At 36.4% G+C, this 17,280-nt stretch carries 12 protein-coding genes and 1 pseudogene; 5 read left to right on the top strand and 8 right to left on the bottom strand.

From position 1 onward, the window contains the following. Positions 1–567: 567 nt before the first annotated feature. From ACDZ29_RS27755 to ACDZ29_RS27735, 5 genes are all read right to left on the bottom strand, one after another. Positions 568–699, bottom strand: a complete 132-nt coding sequence (locus ACDZ29_RS27755) for a hypothetical protein (RefSeq protein WP_289323225.1) — start codon at positions 697–699, stop codon at positions 568–570. A gap of 415 nt (positions 700–1,114) precedes the next feature. After that, the gene (locus tag ACDZ29_RS27750; RefSeq protein WP_375091325.1) at positions 1,115–1,246 is read right to left on the bottom strand and encodes a hypothetical protein; all 132 of its coding nucleotides are present in this window, start codon (positions 1,244–1,246) and stop codon (positions 1,115–1,117) included. Positions 1,247–1,319: 73 nt separating this feature from the next. Continuing rightward, complete coding sequence (locus ACDZ29_RS27745; RefSeq protein ID WP_375091324.1) at positions 1,320–1,562, bottom strand: hypothetical protein; 243 nt, start codon at positions 1,560–1,562, stop codon at positions 1,320–1,322. Positions 1,563–1,674: 112 nt separating this feature from the next. Further along, entirely contained in the window at positions 1,675–2,922 is a 1,248-nt protein-coding gene (locus tag ACDZ29_RS27740) for a transcriptional regulator (protein ID WP_375091323.1), read from the bottom strand. A gap of 320 nt (positions 2,923–3,242) precedes the next feature. Further along, entirely contained in the window at positions 3,243–7,325 is a 4,083-nt protein-coding gene (locus ACDZ29_RS27735) for a S8 family serine peptidase (protein ID WP_375091322.1), read from the bottom strand. A 789-nt stretch (positions 7,326–8,114) separates the two neighbouring features. Between ACDZ29_RS27735 and ACDZ29_RS27730 the strand changes: the two genes are divergently transcribed. Further along, entirely contained in the window at positions 8,115–9,347 is a 1,233-nt protein-coding gene (locus ACDZ29_RS27730; RefSeq protein WP_375091321.1) for an IS110 family transposase, read from the top strand. A 223-nt stretch (positions 9,348–9,570) separates the two neighbouring features. Here ACDZ29_RS27730 and ACDZ29_RS27725 read toward each other — a convergent pair. Beyond that, a pseudogene (locus ACDZ29_RS27725) lies at positions 9,571–9,857 on the bottom strand (glutamate ligase domain-containing protein); the annotation flags it as partial. 96 nt (positions 9,858–9,953) lie between these two features. Then, on the bottom strand, positions 9,954–10,109 hold the full coding sequence (locus ACDZ29_RS27720; protein WP_375091383.1) for a hypothetical protein: 156 nt from the start codon (positions 10,107–10,109) through the stop codon (positions 9,954–9,956). An 897-nt stretch (positions 10,110–11,006) separates the two neighbouring features. On the opposite strand from ACDZ29_RS27720, the gene ACDZ29_RS27715 reads away from it, so the two are divergent. The 4 genes from ACDZ29_RS27715 to ACDZ29_RS27700 all read left to right on the top strand — a co-directional run bounded on the left by ACDZ29_RS27715 (position 11,007) and on the right by ACDZ29_RS27700 (position 15,557). Continuing rightward, the gene (locus ACDZ29_RS27715) at positions 11,007–11,780 is read left to right on the top strand and encodes a DeoR/GlpR family DNA-binding transcription regulator (RefSeq protein ID WP_370017184.1); all 774 of its coding nucleotides are present in this window, start codon (positions 11,007–11,009) and stop codon (positions 11,778–11,780) included. Next, a complete protein-coding gene (locus ACDZ29_RS27710) occupies positions 11,777–13,063 on the top strand; it encodes a four-carbon acid sugar kinase family protein (protein ID WP_375091320.1) in 1,287 nt (428 codons plus the stop codon). The genes ACDZ29_RS27715 and ACDZ29_RS27710 overlap by 4 nt, the downstream gene beginning before the upstream one ends. Before the next feature lie 13 nt (positions 13,064–13,076). Then, the gene (gene pdxA / locus ACDZ29_RS27705; protein WP_375091319.1) at positions 13,077–14,090 is read left to right on the top strand and encodes a 4-hydroxythreonine-4-phosphate dehydrogenase PdxA; all 1,014 of its coding nucleotides are present in this window, start codon (positions 13,077–13,079) and stop codon (positions 14,088–14,090) included. A gap of 120 nt (positions 14,091–14,210) precedes the next feature. Beyond that, complete coding sequence (locus tag ACDZ29_RS27700) at positions 14,211–15,557, top strand: gluconate:H+ symporter (RefSeq protein WP_375091318.1); 1,347 nt, start codon at positions 14,211–14,213, stop codon at positions 15,555–15,557. 207 nt (positions 15,558–15,764) lie between these two features. Here the strand turns inward: ACDZ29_RS27700 and ACDZ29_RS27695 are convergent. Beyond that, positions 15,765–17,125, bottom strand: a protein-coding gene (locus ACDZ29_RS27695; RefSeq protein WP_375091379.1) for an IS3 family transposase whose coding sequence is annotated in 2 segments (ribosomal slippage) — positions 15,765–16,669 and positions 16,669–17,125 — 1,362 coding nt in all. Because the reading frame shifts where the segments join, the coding sequence is not laid out codon by codon here. Positions 17,126–17,280: the final 155 nt, after the last annotated feature.

Below are 17,280 nucleotides of genomic sequence, written 5' to 3'. Positions count from 1 at the left end.
GACAATGATATTCTATGATCATTTCATTTTTTACCATTTATCTGTAATTGTCGCGCCCTTTATGGGTAGCACTCATGTGAGATTAATCTTTTTTTGGTCGTCGCGCTAGCCTCTGCTTAATTTGCTATGTTTGGAGGTTTTTGTTTAACGATTTACCAAACTCAATCAGATCACTCATAAGGCTCAGCCTTCTTTAAAAAGCGTTTTTTACAGTCCACTTATGGTGCGTAAAATAGATATTTTACGCAAAGATTAATACTATAATTTTCCACACTCTCTTCCTTATCATAAATCTAGAGCTTATGTAAAAGATGGTTTCAATTAGGCAGTAACTCTAGGACAAAAGGAAACTATCTTATATTTATAGAGATCACTTTTAATATTATATTTTCTAACGAGGTTCATGGTCTTGAATATGACCTTCTTTTTCGAGTGATAAATCAATAAAGAGAACTGATGTCGATATATCAGTTCTCTAGTAAAATTTTTTTCTATATTCTTTATTTGTTATATGAGAAGAAATTTATAGTGGAATCAAAAAAAATCAGTCCCTACTGAACCTTCCCATTATTCTTTCTTATCATTATTCTCTTGGTTATTCTTTTCTGAAATTCGTCTTTGATTGGCTTTCGTCTCAGCATTCACATGGTTTGCATCATTTCGTTTATTTTTTTTAGAACCTCTTGCATCATTACTCATACTTATTCACCTCCCGCGGCAGCTTATATACGTATGTTAGCTTACTCTTGCCTCCAAATTTTATACGCCTCACCTGGATGTAGTACATCGCTAATTAGCATAAAGACATCCCGTACAGACCGCGACAACATTATTTCAATCACACAAAAAGAGCAAACCCGTTTAGAGGTCGCTCTTGTAATGATTCAAAAATATCCCCATCAAAACTTATATCCCTTCGATGTTCAAATTCAAATGCACCCTATTCACTAAGTGAAAACCGAAAGAGGTCCTTATAAATGAATTCAGAAGTAGTAGCGTTACAAATACTCGCTTAATCCCAGGATTTCATCACCCTTGAACCTCAGTGCAAAAGATCTTTAATAAAAGGTTAGTGGTGAAATATCCTTTCTGTGCCTAATTTTTTGACCGCTTATCAAAAGTAATCCTCAAAGTTCCATAAAATGGCCTTCATGGCCTGGCTTGAGTTTCCCTTTTCTTTAATCCTTTTCAGAAAGTCCATGAACAAAATCACCAGTAAATCCTCGACCGTCAACTCTTCATCCATATTCCTCTAATAACTGTTCCAAGTGAAGTTTATACGCATCAAGGGCTTGTTTCGTACCGAGCCTCTTCCTTGTTTAAGATTTCTTCAAAGTTTCCAAGCTATCCAAATTCATTTTAACGAAATGCATTTTGCTATAATGCTTTTCTTCTTCCTCTTCTCGGTAAAATTCCCACCGTCTTGATCCGATATTTTCAAATCTCGCGTGCTTAAAAAGAGTGTTAGGAATATATGATTTTGCTAGAAATTTTTCATTTAACCTTATAGTTACAACAATTTCTTCCATACGTTTTTCTTGAGGAATTTTGCTTATTTTCACTTTAATAGTTTGTACTGGTTGCTTAACTCTTGCTTGAGCCTGGCTATATGTTCTCGGAAACGTAGGCTATGCAGCATTAACATCTGCATAGAGTATCTTTTTTTATTAAGACTTATTCATGATCATAGTAGCTCTTTCTGCCTTGAATGTAAGAATTGGCAAGGTCCAATGCTTTTTGAACGGCACCAATTCGGTTATAGAAGTGGAAGAGTTTTTTTTCGTAGTGTTCAATTAACATGGTGAAGCCCATATTTTTAAAAAAAGGAAGGGCTGTAGTCTCAATAAAATGATAGTAATCTTCTTCTTCATGATTAAGCTGATAAAGGTGTAATTCAAAAAAAATCCAGTTATACGATTTTGTAGATTTTGCTATTCTTAGGCCTTTATGTGCTAATTCCAATAAAATCTCGAATGGAAGTAGTTTTCCTTTATAACAAGTATTAATATAACCATCTAATGCAGTTAAATAATGAGGAACCTTTTCATCAATTAGTTCCATGGCTTCTTTGTATAGTTCGGATGCTTCTTTGTATTTTTTTCTTCTGTAAAGTTCAAATGCAAGATTATTAAGGAGCTTTGATTTACGGTCTATTTCATTAATGGTATCACAGGTACGTATTAATTGTTCGTAACGTTCTTTCGTCTCTTCAAAATCATGAAGCTCCTTTGCATTTAATTGTAATAACATGATCGTCTCTGTATCAATTATCCGGATGACATTTAACGTTTTTTGAAAATAGTCAAGAACTTTCTCTGCATAATAATACGATATTATATTAAAATGAATAAGGTGATAGGCTAGTGCCAAATGGTAATAATATTCAAATTGATTATATTGAATTTGATCAATCGATGTTAAAATTTGAATACAATCTCGATACTGTCCGTTGTGAAAATAATACATACCTAGAACATGTTTTAACATATTGCGGTCTTGCGGAGAAAAAGATGATTCATTTTTTTGCAGGTTTTGAATAATTAATAATGCTGTTTCTAATTGATAATTAGATAAATAATACCTTGCAGAGAGTAATTGATAGAAAACTTGAAAATCTGGCAATTGAATCAGTGTTTCTTTTTCGATTTCATCTTTTAAAATTTCTGATTCTTTGCTTTGTTGCATAACGAACGTGTTGTGCCATAACTTTAGTTTCTGTTGAAGATTATGATACCGCACAAATTCATCATCAAGACAGATATTCAATCTTTGGGACAATAAGTGAGTAATTTCCCCTGAGTATTCTGTTATCTCTCGTTCTATCTTACTAAGATGTGTAGCAGAACAAATTCCTTCACAAAGCTGCCCCTGAGTCAACCCCGCTTTTTCACGATAAAACTTGATAAGTTTCCCCTCAATCATAGCTTCACCTCTAGGTTGTAATTTTATCTAGTATATATTGAAAAAAAATGAATATATAATCTATATATTCTAGTAAAATTAAGAAAAGCGCAAGACTACTTTAATACCTTCCCTCTATTTATTAGCTTTTTCAATATTCACTCTTGTCTCCCTTTTTTACGAATTCCCAATCTACCTCAATATTTTATTCTGAAGAAAATTCAAATAACGCAACCTTATTGGAATACTCTCTTTCTTTAAAAATACTTTTAGAAAAATTTTATACTTTCTTTAAAAGTTAAAACACGATGAAGCTAAGCTTTCATCGTGTTTTTTAATATTTATGGCTGTATTCCCAACTCAACTAAAATTGATTCTAATGTCTTACCTTTATACTTCTTCTTTGGTTTTGGAGCATTATCGACATGCTCATTTTGCTTGAGATAGTTTGTTTGAACATATTTCATATCTTTAGCATCAACTATTCTATCAAAGTTGATATCCGCTGCACGCTTCTTTGTTTTCCATGCATTTTGAATTTCAATCGCATCTAGAACATCAATGACATTGTCTTGGTTTACATCACCTGCAGTAATATCAAGGGCAGGTATCCAGCGATTTTGACCGTATAACTCACCATTGTGCTCAAAACCTATACCAGAATTTAGTTTTTCTTTCGTGACAAAGTGGCCTGGGACTTTCATTTCTATCGTGAAGGCATTTGTGCTTAACGGCAGCTTGTTGAATACATATTGTCCATTTTCTTCTACCGTTGATGTCGCATCGAACTCATTTCCTTCTGAATCAAAGATTTTCACTGTACCGCCAACCTTGCTCCAATCCCTTTTCTCTGTAACAGTACCATCTTCATTTTTAAATCCTTGCGGAGTGACATAACCTCTAGCCATTGAGAATTGAGGGTTAACCTTCCAACTATAACCAGATTTTAACACACTGCTTGTCTGATTATTAGCATCCATTACGCTCACAATCGGATTAATGGCTGCTCCAAGGGTATATTGATCATCCTGAACCTTTAACGTAACCTCAACGACTTTTGCATGGTCTAATGCTTTACTCTCTTCATTAAATTGGACAGTAACGACCTTGTCTTTAATCGTTAAAGAGGCTTTGTCCGAGAATTTGCTGTGAAGCTTGGCATCAACTAACTCTACGCTATCTAAACCTCTGTCAAAGTCTCCGTCACCATTAAAGTTCCATTCCGCCTTTGACACTGCGTTTAGGTTATCTAATGATAGCGTTGCTTTTACCGTATCGCCTGTTTTCACCTCATACTTTTCGCCAATAGTATACGCGACAGGTGTACCTTCTTTTACAAAGTAATATTGCTTTGTTGCCGGTTTGTTTCCTGCCATATCATATCCATTCATGCGGAATTGAAGTGCTGGGATGGATTCATCCAGGGCGATTTCTTCGACAAACTTTCCTTCTTTATCCATTGGAATTGGCGTAGAAGGGAAACCACCTTGACCCCAGTAATACACCATCGAGTTCGATGATTGATCGATATTTACGCCCAATTTCTTTAGTTCGTCAATGGTTTGATCTGTGATTTGAATGTCGAATGGATATGTTTCTTGACCTGGCTTATATTCAATAAATGGAGACTTTCCATCAAGTGAACTTTTGAAGCTCGGTGCATCGAGATCGATGAGCAAATGCTGCGTTTCAGTTGTAACCTTCCCGGAAGTACCTGTACCAATGAATTTCAACTTGTAATGTCCCGGTTTTTTCACATAACTTGCTTCTTCCGAAATGGGCTGTTTTGAGTTTCCTGTAAACTCATAAAAAGCTCCATTAAATGCATATAATCCATAATCTACATTGTCATAAGCGTAATCTAAATTTATTGTTCCGACCAACCCGAGGTCCTTTCCTGTTTTGCCATCTTGAAGAACGACATCCATTTTTTCCATTGGTGCACGAAGGTTAAAATCAGCAAATACAAATGGAGTACGCATAGGATCCCATGCCACTTGGTTTAAATGACTTGGGGAATAGGCAGGATTTAGTACCTCAACCTTATTAAACCCATCTTCCATTGTTCGGAAGCTGAAAGGAATCCGATACTGCTCTGATGAATTCGCATTGTTTGTTAATGTAATATAGCCTTCGTAAATTCCATCCTTTGCTTTCTTAGGGATAAGCAAACGTGGTGTTACTTTTTTGAAGTCTTCACTTTTTACAGAAATTTTGCTTGGAATATCCAGCTCCACTCCGTTTTCCTTCAAGCTATTTGAACCATTCGTTTCAGTTACAGTGACACTGAATGTTTTGTTTACTTTATCATTATTTTCAATAGTGATTGATTTTTTTAGATTTAGCTTTTTATCTGCATAGTGAACATCAAAGCTGAGTCCGCCCGTCAATTCTTTTACCTTGATTAATTCCTCAGCACCAGGAACAAATGTTTTATCGTTAATTTTGAAGCTTGTTCCACTATACACAGCTTGGTATGGATCAACTCTTCCTGCTCCAACTTCAAATACACTGTAGTCTCCGTTGAGAGGATCTGCCGTATTCATTAGAACGACTTTAATATCTTCCGGCTCTAATTGCGGATTCGCTTGAAGCATGAGTGCTGCAATCCCCGCTGTATGAGGAGTAGCCATAGATGTTCCAGAATATCTTGAATATGCATATTGATAGTTTTCTTGATGTTCAGCGTCCACCATATAAGAAGGGATTGTTGAGAGAACACTTACTCCCGGTGCCGTCACTTCTGGCTTCATATCGTATGTTTCTCTTGCCGGGCCTCTTGAGCTAAAGTCCGCTAAGTGGTCACCTTCTGTCTGTTTATCCGCGTATTTGGAGAAAGTAAAATTCGCTTCACCTGCTTGAATCTGTGCTTTAATGCTTTCTCCCGCTTCTTTTGTTAAAGAAAATGACGGCACATAGTCAACGGACTCTCCAAGATTGGCATTAATTTGCCCTTCCACATTGTTATAAAGAAGAACGGCGGCTGCTCCATTTTGTTTCGCATTGCTGACCTTTTCCGCTAAGGCGAATTCGCCGCGTTCCACAAGTGCAATTTTCCCTTTTACATCCTTGCCGGAATAATCAGAGCCATTTCCTAAACCGACATTCACTACCTCATAGGATTTCCCTTCCCATTCCTTTAAATGGTCTGAATAGTGGCGTGCCAAACTAACAAGTTCGATCGAATCTTTATTTCCGATTTTCCCACTGAAAGTAGAAACCGCCATCGGTACATCACTCGCCCCGACTGTCAAAGCAAGTGCTGCTGAGCCAGGTGAACCTAATGTATAATCATCTGATCCTGCATTTCCAGCTGCTACAACTGCTGTTACATCATTAAGGACAGCATAGTTAATGGCAGTACTGGTTGGATCATAAGGATCATTGATGTCCGATCCGAGGGAAAGGTTGATAACATCCATGCCATCGTTTACAGCTTTTTCTATACCTGCAATGACCCCTTCAGATGATCCTGATCCATATGGTCCAAGAACACGATACGCATATAAATCCACATCAGGAGCCACACCTTTCACAGAAACCTCTGCATTCGTTCCTTGTCCAGCAATGGTACCTGCGACATGTGTTCCATGGGAAGTATAATAGGAAGAACCGGACCAGCTAAATTCTGGTTGCCCCGATGCTTGCCAATCCTTGTACGTTGCCTCCATTGGATTATTATCTTGATCAACTAAATCGTAACCGCCCTTATAGGCATCCTTCAAATCAGGGTGGTTGTAATCAATCCCTGTATCAAGAACCCCAACTTTGATTCCTTTTCCTGTAATACCTTCATTGTGCAGCTGGTCAATTTTTAAATATGGAATACTTTCAACGGATGTACCAGGGGCTGATTTCTCTCCCATGGCGATCGGTTCGACCTTAAATTCTACATCTTTATATACTGCTTTAACGACTTCGGATTGTAAAAGCTGCTCTACCTGATTAGCTGGCAGCTTCATAGCTACCCCGTTATAAACGGTCTTAAAGGTAGAAGTGATTTTATGACCTGTTTTCTTGCTTCTAAGATTAGTAGATGGAAGAATCGATTGAATGTCTTTATTAAACTGAGCATGTTCCTTTTCTACTTGATCATCCGCTTGTTTTTTAGAAAGCTTCTTTCCTTTTACATTCGCATCCAAGACTGCAACTTTTCCCGGCTTTGATTTAAACTGGACGATGACCGAGATTTCTTTATCCTTTTTTAACTCTTCCATTTTAAATCCTTGCAATCCAACATTATCTGTCATTTCAAGTTTATTTAACGCTTTTCGTTGTTCACTTGTCAACGAAGCCAAGACGTCTTCTGCCTTTATGTTCGCTGCATTTGCATAAGGAATGAAAGGCGTGTTTGTTGATGATAGCAGCAAACCAGCTGACAGCGTAATCGCCGCTGTTCGTTTAATGAATGAATGAATTTTCATATGTTCCCTACTCTCTTAGTTAAATAGAAGATTTCCCGAAAAAAATATTCCTTTCTAAAAATTTAAAATATTCATACAATAATATTAATTGCCTTTCTATTGAATTGCTATTGGGTTAATTTTACAGCTCTTTCTACCTACTTTCTCTTTTAAATGTTCTAAAAAATCATTATTTTTGCGAAAATTAGTGAAAAAGACTTAAATTCATTTTTATAAATTGGGGTTTTCTTTAGTAAAATAAGAAAATATGAATTCCAATGAGAGATTCTGTTAGACAAGTTGCCAATCAACTATAAATGAACCAATCCATCTGTTGAATTGGAAAGTAATTAAATCTATATTATTTTCATTCATTCGTCTAAAGTGAGGTAATGAGCCTTTAATGTTTTCTTAAAACAGGTATCACAACTTTTTTCAAGGCATTATCCATCATTTTTCTTTCATTCGATGACATTTCTCTCTCCTTCCTTTTGTTATTTTGTTCAACTATCCTGCCCCTTTAGTTCTATAAGAAACTCCTATGGCGGCGCTCCTCGCCGCCACCATCTACTACGAAAATCTACACTCAAAAATAGAGTCTAACCCATTAACCCCTTGACGATAATGGATGATAACAATACAACCAGGCTGAGCTTTTTTTGGTGGATCTTAAGGAAGATACCCTGTATAAGAAACTGGTTGTGACAGTATGGAAGAACCATTTAGTGTACTGCTAGTACGTATACAAAATTTTTTGTAACAAATCTCCTGTCATATGTATTGTTAATCTTTTTTTGAGGTGATTCTCCTATGGAAGCAATGATTGAACGGTGTGCTGGCCTAGATGTACACCAAGAAACAGTAGTAGCCTGTGTATTATTTGGTCCATTAGATAAAAAGCCAAAAATCTCTATTGAAACGTTTTCGACTACAACAACAGGACTCTTGGCTTTAAGTGATTGGTTAACTACCCTTCAGGTATCCGATGTTGTGATGGAAAGTACCGGAGTCTACTGGAAACCAATATGGAATATACTCGAAGGATCTTTTCAACTTGTTCTTGCCAATGCCAGGCATGTCAAAAATGTTCCAGGGCGTAAAACTGATGTAAAAGATGCCGAATGGCTTGCCAAGCTTCTAAGATGCGGACTTATTGAAAGCAATTTTGTCCCACCAGAGGATATTCGTGATTTACGAGATCTTACTCGTTATCGAAAAAAATTGATTCATCATCGCACATCAGAGCAGAATCGCATTCACAAAATTCTTCAAGATGCTAATATCAAGCTAACATCCGTTCTATCAGACATTTTTGGTGTATCGGGACGCCGTATACTTGAAGCCATTCTAAACGGTGAAAAAATAGAGACCGATGGTCTTCGAAAAATGGTGGATTGGCGAACAAAAGCAAGTATTACTGACATTGCCCATGCAATTAATGGCCGTATTCGCCGTCATCATCGTGATATGTTGCGTTACCATTGGGAGCATATGGGTTATTTAGAAAAAGCCATAGAAGAATTGGAAAAACAAATTGATCAACTCCTGTCCCCATATCATAAGGAAGTAGAATTATTGGATGGTATACCTGGTGTGAACAAAGCTGCCGCAGCCACTTTTATTGCAGAGATGGGCATTGATATGTCCGTATTTAAGTCGGCTAAACATCTTGCCTCTTGGGCTGGTGTAAGTCCCGGAAATTACGAAAGTGCTGGTAAAAAAAAAACGAGTAAAACCACACAAGGTAACAAAGCTTTGAAAACGATGGCCGTAGAGTGTGTATTAGCGACTTCAAGGCAAAATAATCGAATTGCTTCACATCGAAAAAGAATTACCAAACGACAGGGAAAAATGAAGGGACGAATCGCTTCTGCCCATTTACTATTAACGATAGCTTACAACATCTTAAAAACAGGAGAACCTTATCATGAACTAGGCTCAAATTACCTTGAAGAAAAACAAAACAACAAAGAATTAAAAATGATCGAATACCTAAAAAAGAAAGGCTATACAATAGCTCCATCTGAACAACAAACTGCATAACCAGTTAAAATAACGCAATAGTACATTTACCCCCATCAAAAAAATAATGAGAATATGGAGGGTTTATTTTAGCATGGCTTTTTTACTAATGTATTTTCATACAAAAGCTGTCTTAAAGTCAGATCCGATCTTCAGCTAACGCACCTGTTAGTTTAAGTACAATACTTCACAAACTGCAAAAAGTCGATGCCTGGTTAAAGTTAAGACCTAAAAGTAATTAATACTACTTCTCAGATATTGCCTTTCTCGCTATTTCTTTATCATCAAAATGAATTGTTTTATCTTTAAATCTTTTTGATAGGTCTCATGACCTTTACCAGCTATTATAACAACATCATTTGAAGTAGCCTCTTTGATAGCTTTATAAATAGCTTCTTCTCGATCAGTGAGTAATTCATATTGTAATGAATAAGACTTTTTCATTCCTTTTTCTATGTCATTCATAATTTTAATAGGGTCTTCTGAGCGTGGATTATCAGAAGTAACAAAAACAATGTTACTGTTCTTTCCTTGTTAACAAGTATAAGTGGCAGGATGGAAATAGTGGATTATCTTGTTTTAGTTGACTACGCTCATACACCAGATGATTTAGAAAATGTATTAAAATCAATTAAAGAGTAAAAATATTACCATGACATCGCAAGGAATTCGGTTTTTACTTCTACTAGCGATTTCTCCCATAATTGGTCGTTTTCCTTTATCCCTATCCCCACCACAACCAAATACAGTAATTACTTTTCCTTCTACTTCTAATATTCTCAAGGGGTATTCCTTCAATTAACGCTGCTGTTATACCAGTTAATGCATTATAAACATTAAAACCCCCATATGCTGTCCTAAATGCAGATGACCCAAGTTTTGAACATTCTCGTAAATTATCATCAGGGGAAGTTATTACTTACGGAATCAACAATGAAGCTGATGTTTCTCCTTTGTAAAAATTTGAAAAAAATGATCAAAATGGATTCTTTTCTAGTGATTTAGCATACGGTTTTTATAAGTATGTGGGTTTACCTAGGAGGCAACATCGAAACTACTCATTAGGACAGTGACTCGGTTTTTCAGGTCATGGCACAGGTAGAACAAGCGATTGTTCAGATTGACCAGATTGTTGAAGATCACTGAGCCGATATATTAGTTTATTGTTTAAGACTAACTTTTAACAACTTGCGATTAACTACCACTCAGTTATTTTAAATTGATTCAAGCAGCTCGTGTAGACAGATACCTACTTCATAATTACACCGTGAAAGACAGGTTTTTAAGAATGAAAAGAGGTAACAGGGTGGTAGACTCGGATCTAAACAACCTTACAACTAATTTGGACAAAGTCATAACCAAATTGAAAGATTAGAAGATTACTGTATTTCAAGTTAAATGTAAAGGCTATATCATATTAGTGAAAAATAAGGAAATCCGGAATAGGGCTTCTTTATTTTTTTGCGTCTTGATGGTAAAAATTCAACTTGATTAAGCACCAAAACGTTCGTTGACATGCACAGTATAGAATCATTTAATTCATGTTTTCTTTATTTTAAAACAACATTTAATATTCAATATAAACCTAAAATGTTAATTACGAACAATAATTAGATGAACTTATTGACATTATTGTTTTAAACTGACATAATATGTTTATAATTAACAAGGGTGGTTTAAATGTTACCAAATGACCGAAGAAAATTTATTTTAGAGCAATTAAGTATGAACGAAAAAATGGATATTGAACAGTTAGTTGATCATTTAAATGTCTCAGCTATGACCATTCGCAGAGATTTAAATTATTTAGAAGCTCAGGAAAAGCTCATCCGGACTCACGGAGGGGCGGTTCTGAATAAGCCATTGGTTATTGAAACATCATTCCAAGTAAAAGAAGGAAAATACAGTTACCAAAAAAGGCAAATTGCTCAGAAAGCGATGAACTTTATTCAAAGCCACTCCACAATTTTATTAGATTCAGGAACGACGACACTTGAAATAGCAAAGTTGCTGAAAGAAAAAAAGGACTTAACAGTTGTCACAAATGATATAAAAATTGCAGCTGAACTCATGGATAGTGAAGTAAAAGTAATTGTAGCAGGTGGGGAACTTCAAAATAATATTGGGGCCTTATTCGGTCCATTAACGGAACAAGTTTTGAGAAATTTGCATGTTGATTTATTTTTCTTAGGAGCACATGCTGTCCATCTAGAAGCAGGAATTACAGCACCTACATTTGAAAAAGCCTCCATAAAAAAATTAATGATAGAATCGGCAGAAACGACATGGTTAGTGGCTGATTCGAGCAAGTTTGGCCAAAAATCTCTCACAAAGGTTTGCCACCTTTCATGTATTGATGGAGTGATTACGGATGATGGCATAACTGATGTCTGTGAGGAGATATTAAAAGAACATTTGCAAGTTGTTACTGTTGAAGGGAGTGAAGCCAAATGAAAATAGGAGTCATTGCAGATGATTTGACAGGTGGAAATGGAACTGGTGTAAGGCTCACTAAATTAGGCTTTGATGTAGCAACAATGGTTCAATATGACAACCTTCCTTCTTCTGATTCTATCAACGCTATTATCGTAGATACAGATAGCAGATATGCAAGAGAAGATATTGCTCAGATGAGAGTGAAAAAAGTTATTGAGAATCTGACAAAATGGGGCGTAAATGTAATTTGCAAACGGATTGATAGTACAGGGAGAGGTAATATTGGAATTGAAATTGATACATTATTGACAGAGCTTGGTGAAAAAGCTATTGCGGTTGTTGTCCCATCTTTCCCTGATTCAGGAAGAATTACGGCAGGAGGTTATTTATTAGTACATGGTGTGCCAGTACAGTTGACAGATGTAGCAAAGGATCCTGTTATTCCAGTTACTCAATCATATGTACCAGAAATTGTTCAAAAGCAAAGCAAATACCCTGTTTCACATATTAATCTTGAAACTGTGCTGGCCGGAAAAGATGAAATTGAAAAAGCAATTAGAGAAAAAATCGAACTGGGAGATCGTATTCTTGTTTTAGATGCCATTACAAATGAAGATATAGATGCTCTTGCTGGTGCAATGGCAAAGATTAAAGAATATCAGATGATTCCGGCAGATCCAGGACCATTAACAGCTGCATATTCTAAAGCGTTCAGCCGCCAGCATATTAAAGATAAAAAAATTATTGTTACAGTCGGCAGTGTTACATCCAATAGCACCATGCAATTGAATTATTTAATGGAAAAAACAAATTCTCGTTCAATCTATGTAGATCCGGAAAAATTGGCTACTTTAGATAGCAGATGGGATGAAGAGGTAGCAAGAGTCATTAATAAGACTTTGGAGGAAATGGATAAACAAGACATTTTAATTATCACAACAGATTCCCCAACCGCTAAAGTACTTAATCTTAATGAATTATCAAAAGAACTAGGGTTTAGCCAGGATTCACTAGCAAAAAGAATAGCTGATGGGTTAGGTAAAATCACTAGAGTAGTTGTTCAAAATAGCAAATATGAGATTGGCGGATGTTTTTCCAGCGGTGGAGATGTAACTGCCTCCTTATGTTCGATAGTGAGGGCAGAAGGAATTAAATTGATAGATGAAATTTTACCTCTTGTGGCGTACGGCCAGTTTATTGGAGGATATTTTGATGGTATTCCGCTTGTCACTAAAGGTGGCACGGCTGGAGATAAAAAAGCAATATATACAAGTGTTAAATATTTGGAGGCAAAATTTTAAGGAGGAATAATAAATGAATATTGAAAGAGCAATTATTGCAATCCCAATGGGTGACGCAGCAGGTATAGGCCCAGAAATTTCAATGAAATCTTTAGCTAAACAAGAGATTTATGATGTGTGTAAACCGTTAGTCATTGGTGATTCAGCTGTCCTTGAAAAAGCGATTTCCATTGTTGAAGCGAATTTGAAAATTAATGAAGTGAATTCTCCAGCAGAAGGAAAGTATGAGTTTGGTACTGTTGATGTCATGAACTTAAATAATATCGACATGGATAAGCTTGAATACGGTCAAGTATCTGCACAATGCGGCCAAGGAGCTTTTGAATATATTAAAAAATCGGTGGAATTGGCTTTGGCAGGAGAAGTCAAAGCACTTGCTACAACACCAATCAACAAAGAATCTTTAAAAGCAGCGAAAGTTCCTTATATTGGACACACTGAAATGCTTGAAGATTTAGCAGGTTCAGACGACCCATTAACAATGTTTGAAGTAAACGGAATGAGGATCTTCTTCTTAACTCGTCACTTATCTTTAAAAGATGCTATTGGACAAATGACGAAAGAAAGAGTCCGTGATTATCTTATTCGATGTGACAAGGCTCTTCAAAGATTAGGTGTAGAAAATAGAAAATTCGCAGTTGCTGGGTTAAATCCGCATAGTGGTGAAGGCGGTTTATTTGGTTGGGAAGAAGTAGAACAAATTAAACCGGGTATTGAAGCAGCTGTAAAGGATGGTATTAATGCTGTAGGACCAGTTCCAGCTGATTCCGTATTCTTCCAAGCTTTAAATGGAAAATATGATGCTGTTCTATCTTTGTACCATGACCAAGGACATATCGCTGCAAAAATGACGGACTTCCACAAAACAATATCTATTACAAATGGTCTACCGTTCTTAAGAACTTCTGTCGATCACGGTACAGCATTTGATATTGCAGGTAAAAACATTGCAGCAAGCGTAAGCATGGAAGAGTGCATTAAGCTTGCTGCACAATATGCCCCAAATTTTACAAGAAGTAATTTATAGAAAATAGAAAACCAATAATACTTGATAAGTTAATAATTGAAATGGAGGATGTTTCTTGTCCTTCATTTCAACCCTAAGAAATGTAAGCACTTACAAAAAGGTTGATTCGGGGGAACAACAATGCCGTTAATAATTATTGCCATTGGAGTTATATTGTTACTTATTTTAATTATGGGCTTCAAATTAAACACATTTGTTTCATTAATCATTGTTTCATTCATCGTAGCATTAGCATTGGGAATGCCTATGGCAGATGTTGTTGGTTCAATTGAAAACGGTTTAGGCGGAACGCTTGGTCATATTGCTTTAATATTTGGAATGGGCGCAATGCTTGGCAGGTTAATTGCAGATGCAGGTGGAGCTAATCGTATTGCCACAACCCTAATTGACAAATTTGGAGAAAAAAGAATTCAATGGGCTGTTTTATTTGCTTCATTTATTGTAGGTATTGCATTATTTCTTGAAGTAACAATTGTATTATTAGTGCCAATTATATTTTCAATAGCAAAAGAATTAAAAGTTTCTATTGTACACTTAGGTCTTCCTATGGTTACAGCGGCCTTAGCGACACACGCTTTCTTACCTCCACACCCTGGTCCAACAGCAGTCGCATCAGAATATGGTGCAAATATTGGCTTAGTTTTAGTTTACGGAATTATTGTCGCAATACCAACTGTTATTTTAGCAGGTATTTTATATCCTAAGCTTGCTAAAAAAATTGTGCCGACTGCATGGACTAGAGAAGGCAGTGAGTCTTTTGGTGTACAAAAAACATTCATATTAGAAGAAACACCAGGTTTTGGTATCAGTGTATTTACAGCATTGTTTCCTGTTATTTTAATGGCTTTAGGTGCCGCTGTAGATATGATTCAACCAGCTATGGGATTTGAAGATAATATGCTAGTAAAAATTATTCGTTTTATTGGTAACTCTTCGACTGCTATGTTGCTTTCTTTATTGCTGGCAATCTACACAATGGGGTTGAGAAGAAATGTTCCGATAAAAAGTTTGATGAATTCTTGTTCTTCAGCAATCAATTCCTTAGGTATGCTGCTATTAATTATTGGTGGCGGCGGTGCTTTAAAACAAGTACTTATTGATGGCGGCGTTGGTGATTATGTCGCTAAATTATTTGAAGGATCTGCTATGTCACCAGTATTCTTTGCCTGGAGTGTCGCAGCAATATTACGTATTTGCTTAGGCTCAGGAACTGTTGCAACTTTAACGACTGCAGGGTTAGTTCTTCCATTACTCGCTACAATGCCCGACGTTAACTTAGAACTAGTTGCACTTGCAACTGGAGCTGGTAGTGCAATTGCATCACATGTTAATGATGCTGGATTTTGGATGGTTAAAGAGTCTCTGGGAATGACCTTGAAAGAAGCATTTGGAACTTATACCGTACTTTCGACCATTGTTGCTGTATCAGGATTAGTATTTACGCTATTATTAGATCTAATTATTTAAAGGAACAGATTGTTAATATAATAGACGAGATCTACGTCCCAACCAGCCTCAAACATGTTTCTACAAGTAGGGGGGGACAGTTTAGTTCACGGGATCAAGTCCCACGCACCCGTACGTCCTACCCTGGCTACTGATATAATAGATTCTATTAAAAAAAGGTCAACCAGTAAAATGAACTGACCCCCTAAAGTTAGACAGGTTATATCGTTAGGCAGCCTGTTGGGCATGAGTTCGGTATTGTACCGGGCTCATGCCTTTTAATTTTGCCTTGATTCGTTTGTGATTATAGTATTCTATATATTTTGCTAGTTCTTGTTTAAAGTGTTCCACACTTTCAAATTCTTTTAGATAAAGAAGTTCCGATTTCATGATACCAAAGAAATTTTCCATAACAGCGTTATCGTAACAATTCCCTTTGCGAGACATACTTTGCGTAATGCCACGTTCCCTAAGGGCATCACGGAATTGTTTCATTTGATAATGCCAGCCTTGATCTGAATGAATAAGGAGAGTATCGTCGTCTGTTAAACGTTCAAAAGCTTGATCTAACATCGTTGAAATGAGTGAGTAGGTTGGTCTTGAACCGATTGTATACGTAATGATTTCTCCATTAAATAAGTCCAATATCGGCGATAAATATAGCTTTTCTCCAAATAATTTAAACTCTGTAATATCCGTAACCCATTTCTCATTTGGTTGTTCAGCTTTGAAATTGCGATCTAAAATATTTAGTGCAATCTTGCCCACAGTTCCTTTGTAAGAGCGATATTTTTTCATGCGGACAAGACATTTTAGCCCTAGTTCTTTCATGATACGTTGCACCTTTTTGTGGTTTACTTTGTGTCCTCGATTTCTAAGTTCATCACGAATACGCCGGTAACCAAACCGACCTTCATGTTCATCGAAAACAGATTTAATCAATACTTTCAGTTCTGCATCTGCATCAGGACGACCGAAGTTTTTCACCCAATAGTAATACGTGCTACGCGGAATGTCTGCGAGCTGTATAAGTGCTTTCACCGAGAATGTATTCCTTAATTCATAGACTACTTGTGCTTTGTCTTGTTTGGTGATTTTTCCTTGTTTTGAACTAAGGCATTCAACTTTTTTAAATAGGCATTCTCCATACGTAAACGTTCATTCTCCGCCTGTAAAGCCTCTATTGATCCTTCATCGGGTAATTGAGAATTTGATGTCTTATTATTTTTATTTTTCATGGATGGACGCCCCTTTTTCTTTGATTGTAGGGCATCAAATCCATCTGTTTCATAAGCAACTTTCCATTTTCGAAGCGTTTCATAAGAAGGAATATTAAAAATCGCTGCTGTTTTCCTGATAGACGTCCCTTGTTCGTTCATATAATTAAGTACATCTAGTTTAAACTGTGCAGGGTAGGGTGTATAGCGTTTTTCAAAAGCATCATCACCAAAAAGTTCAAATTGTTTAATCCACTGATGGAGTAAACTCGGATGAACACCAATAGATTTAGCAATGGTTTGTCCTCCCTCATTACCATCTATATATTGTCTTACTGCCTGTATTTTTTCTTCTGAAGAAAATCTCGCCATAAAAAAACTGCACCTCCAATTGTTAGTTGTGTCTAACAATTGGGGTGCAGTTCAACGTTAAGGAATCGACTTTTTACTTCTTCTTATAGAACTAAGACTTAACAATATGGATTCCCCTTTCGCTAAGTGGGTTGCACCGATAGTTGCATAAAGAA

The sequence above is a fragment of the Peribacillus sp. RS7 genome (genome assembly GCF_041956845.1).
GTDB lineage: Bacteria > Bacillota > Bacilli > Bacillales > DSM-1321 > Peribacillus.
This window is presented reverse-complemented; position numbering and strand designations above follow the sequence as displayed.

What these genes read in the sequence shown, in the direction of transcription:
- ACDZ29_RS27755 (WP_289323225.1), bottom strand. Translation starts at nt 699, where the DNA reads ATGAGTAATGATGCAAGAGGTTCTAAAAAAAATAAACGAAATGATGCA.
- ACDZ29_RS27750 (WP_375091325.1), bottom strand. Translation starts at nt 1,246, where the DNA reads ATGGATGAAGAGTTGACGGTCGAGGATTTACTGGTGATTTTGTTCATG.
- ACDZ29_RS27740 (WP_375091323.1), bottom strand. Translation starts at nt 2,922, where the DNA reads ATGATTGAGGGGAAACTTATCAAGTTTTATCGTGAAAAAGCGGGGTTG.
- ACDZ29_RS27735 (WP_375091322.1), bottom strand. Translation starts at nt 7,325, where the DNA reads ATGAAAATTCATTCATTCATTAAACGAACAGCGGCGATTACGCTGTCA.
- ACDZ29_RS27730 (WP_375091321.1), top strand. Translation starts at nt 8,115, where the DNA reads ATGGAAGCAATGATTGAACGGTGTGCTGGCCTAGATGTACACCAAGAA.
- ACDZ29_RS27715 (WP_370017184.1), top strand. Translation starts at nt 11,007, where the DNA reads ATGTTACCAAATGACCGAAGAAAATTTATTTTAGAGCAATTAAGTATG.
- ACDZ29_RS27710 (WP_375091320.1), top strand. Translation starts at nt 11,777, where the DNA reads ATGAAAATAGGAGTCATTGCAGATGATTTGACAGGTGGAAATGGAACT.
- pdxA (WP_375091319.1), top strand. Translation starts at nt 13,077, where the DNA reads ATGAATATTGAAAGAGCAATTATTGCAATCCCAATGGGTGACGCAGCA.
- ACDZ29_RS27700 (WP_375091318.1), top strand. Translation starts at nt 14,211, where the DNA reads ATGCCGTTAATAATTATTGCCATTGGAGTTATATTGTTACTTATTTTA.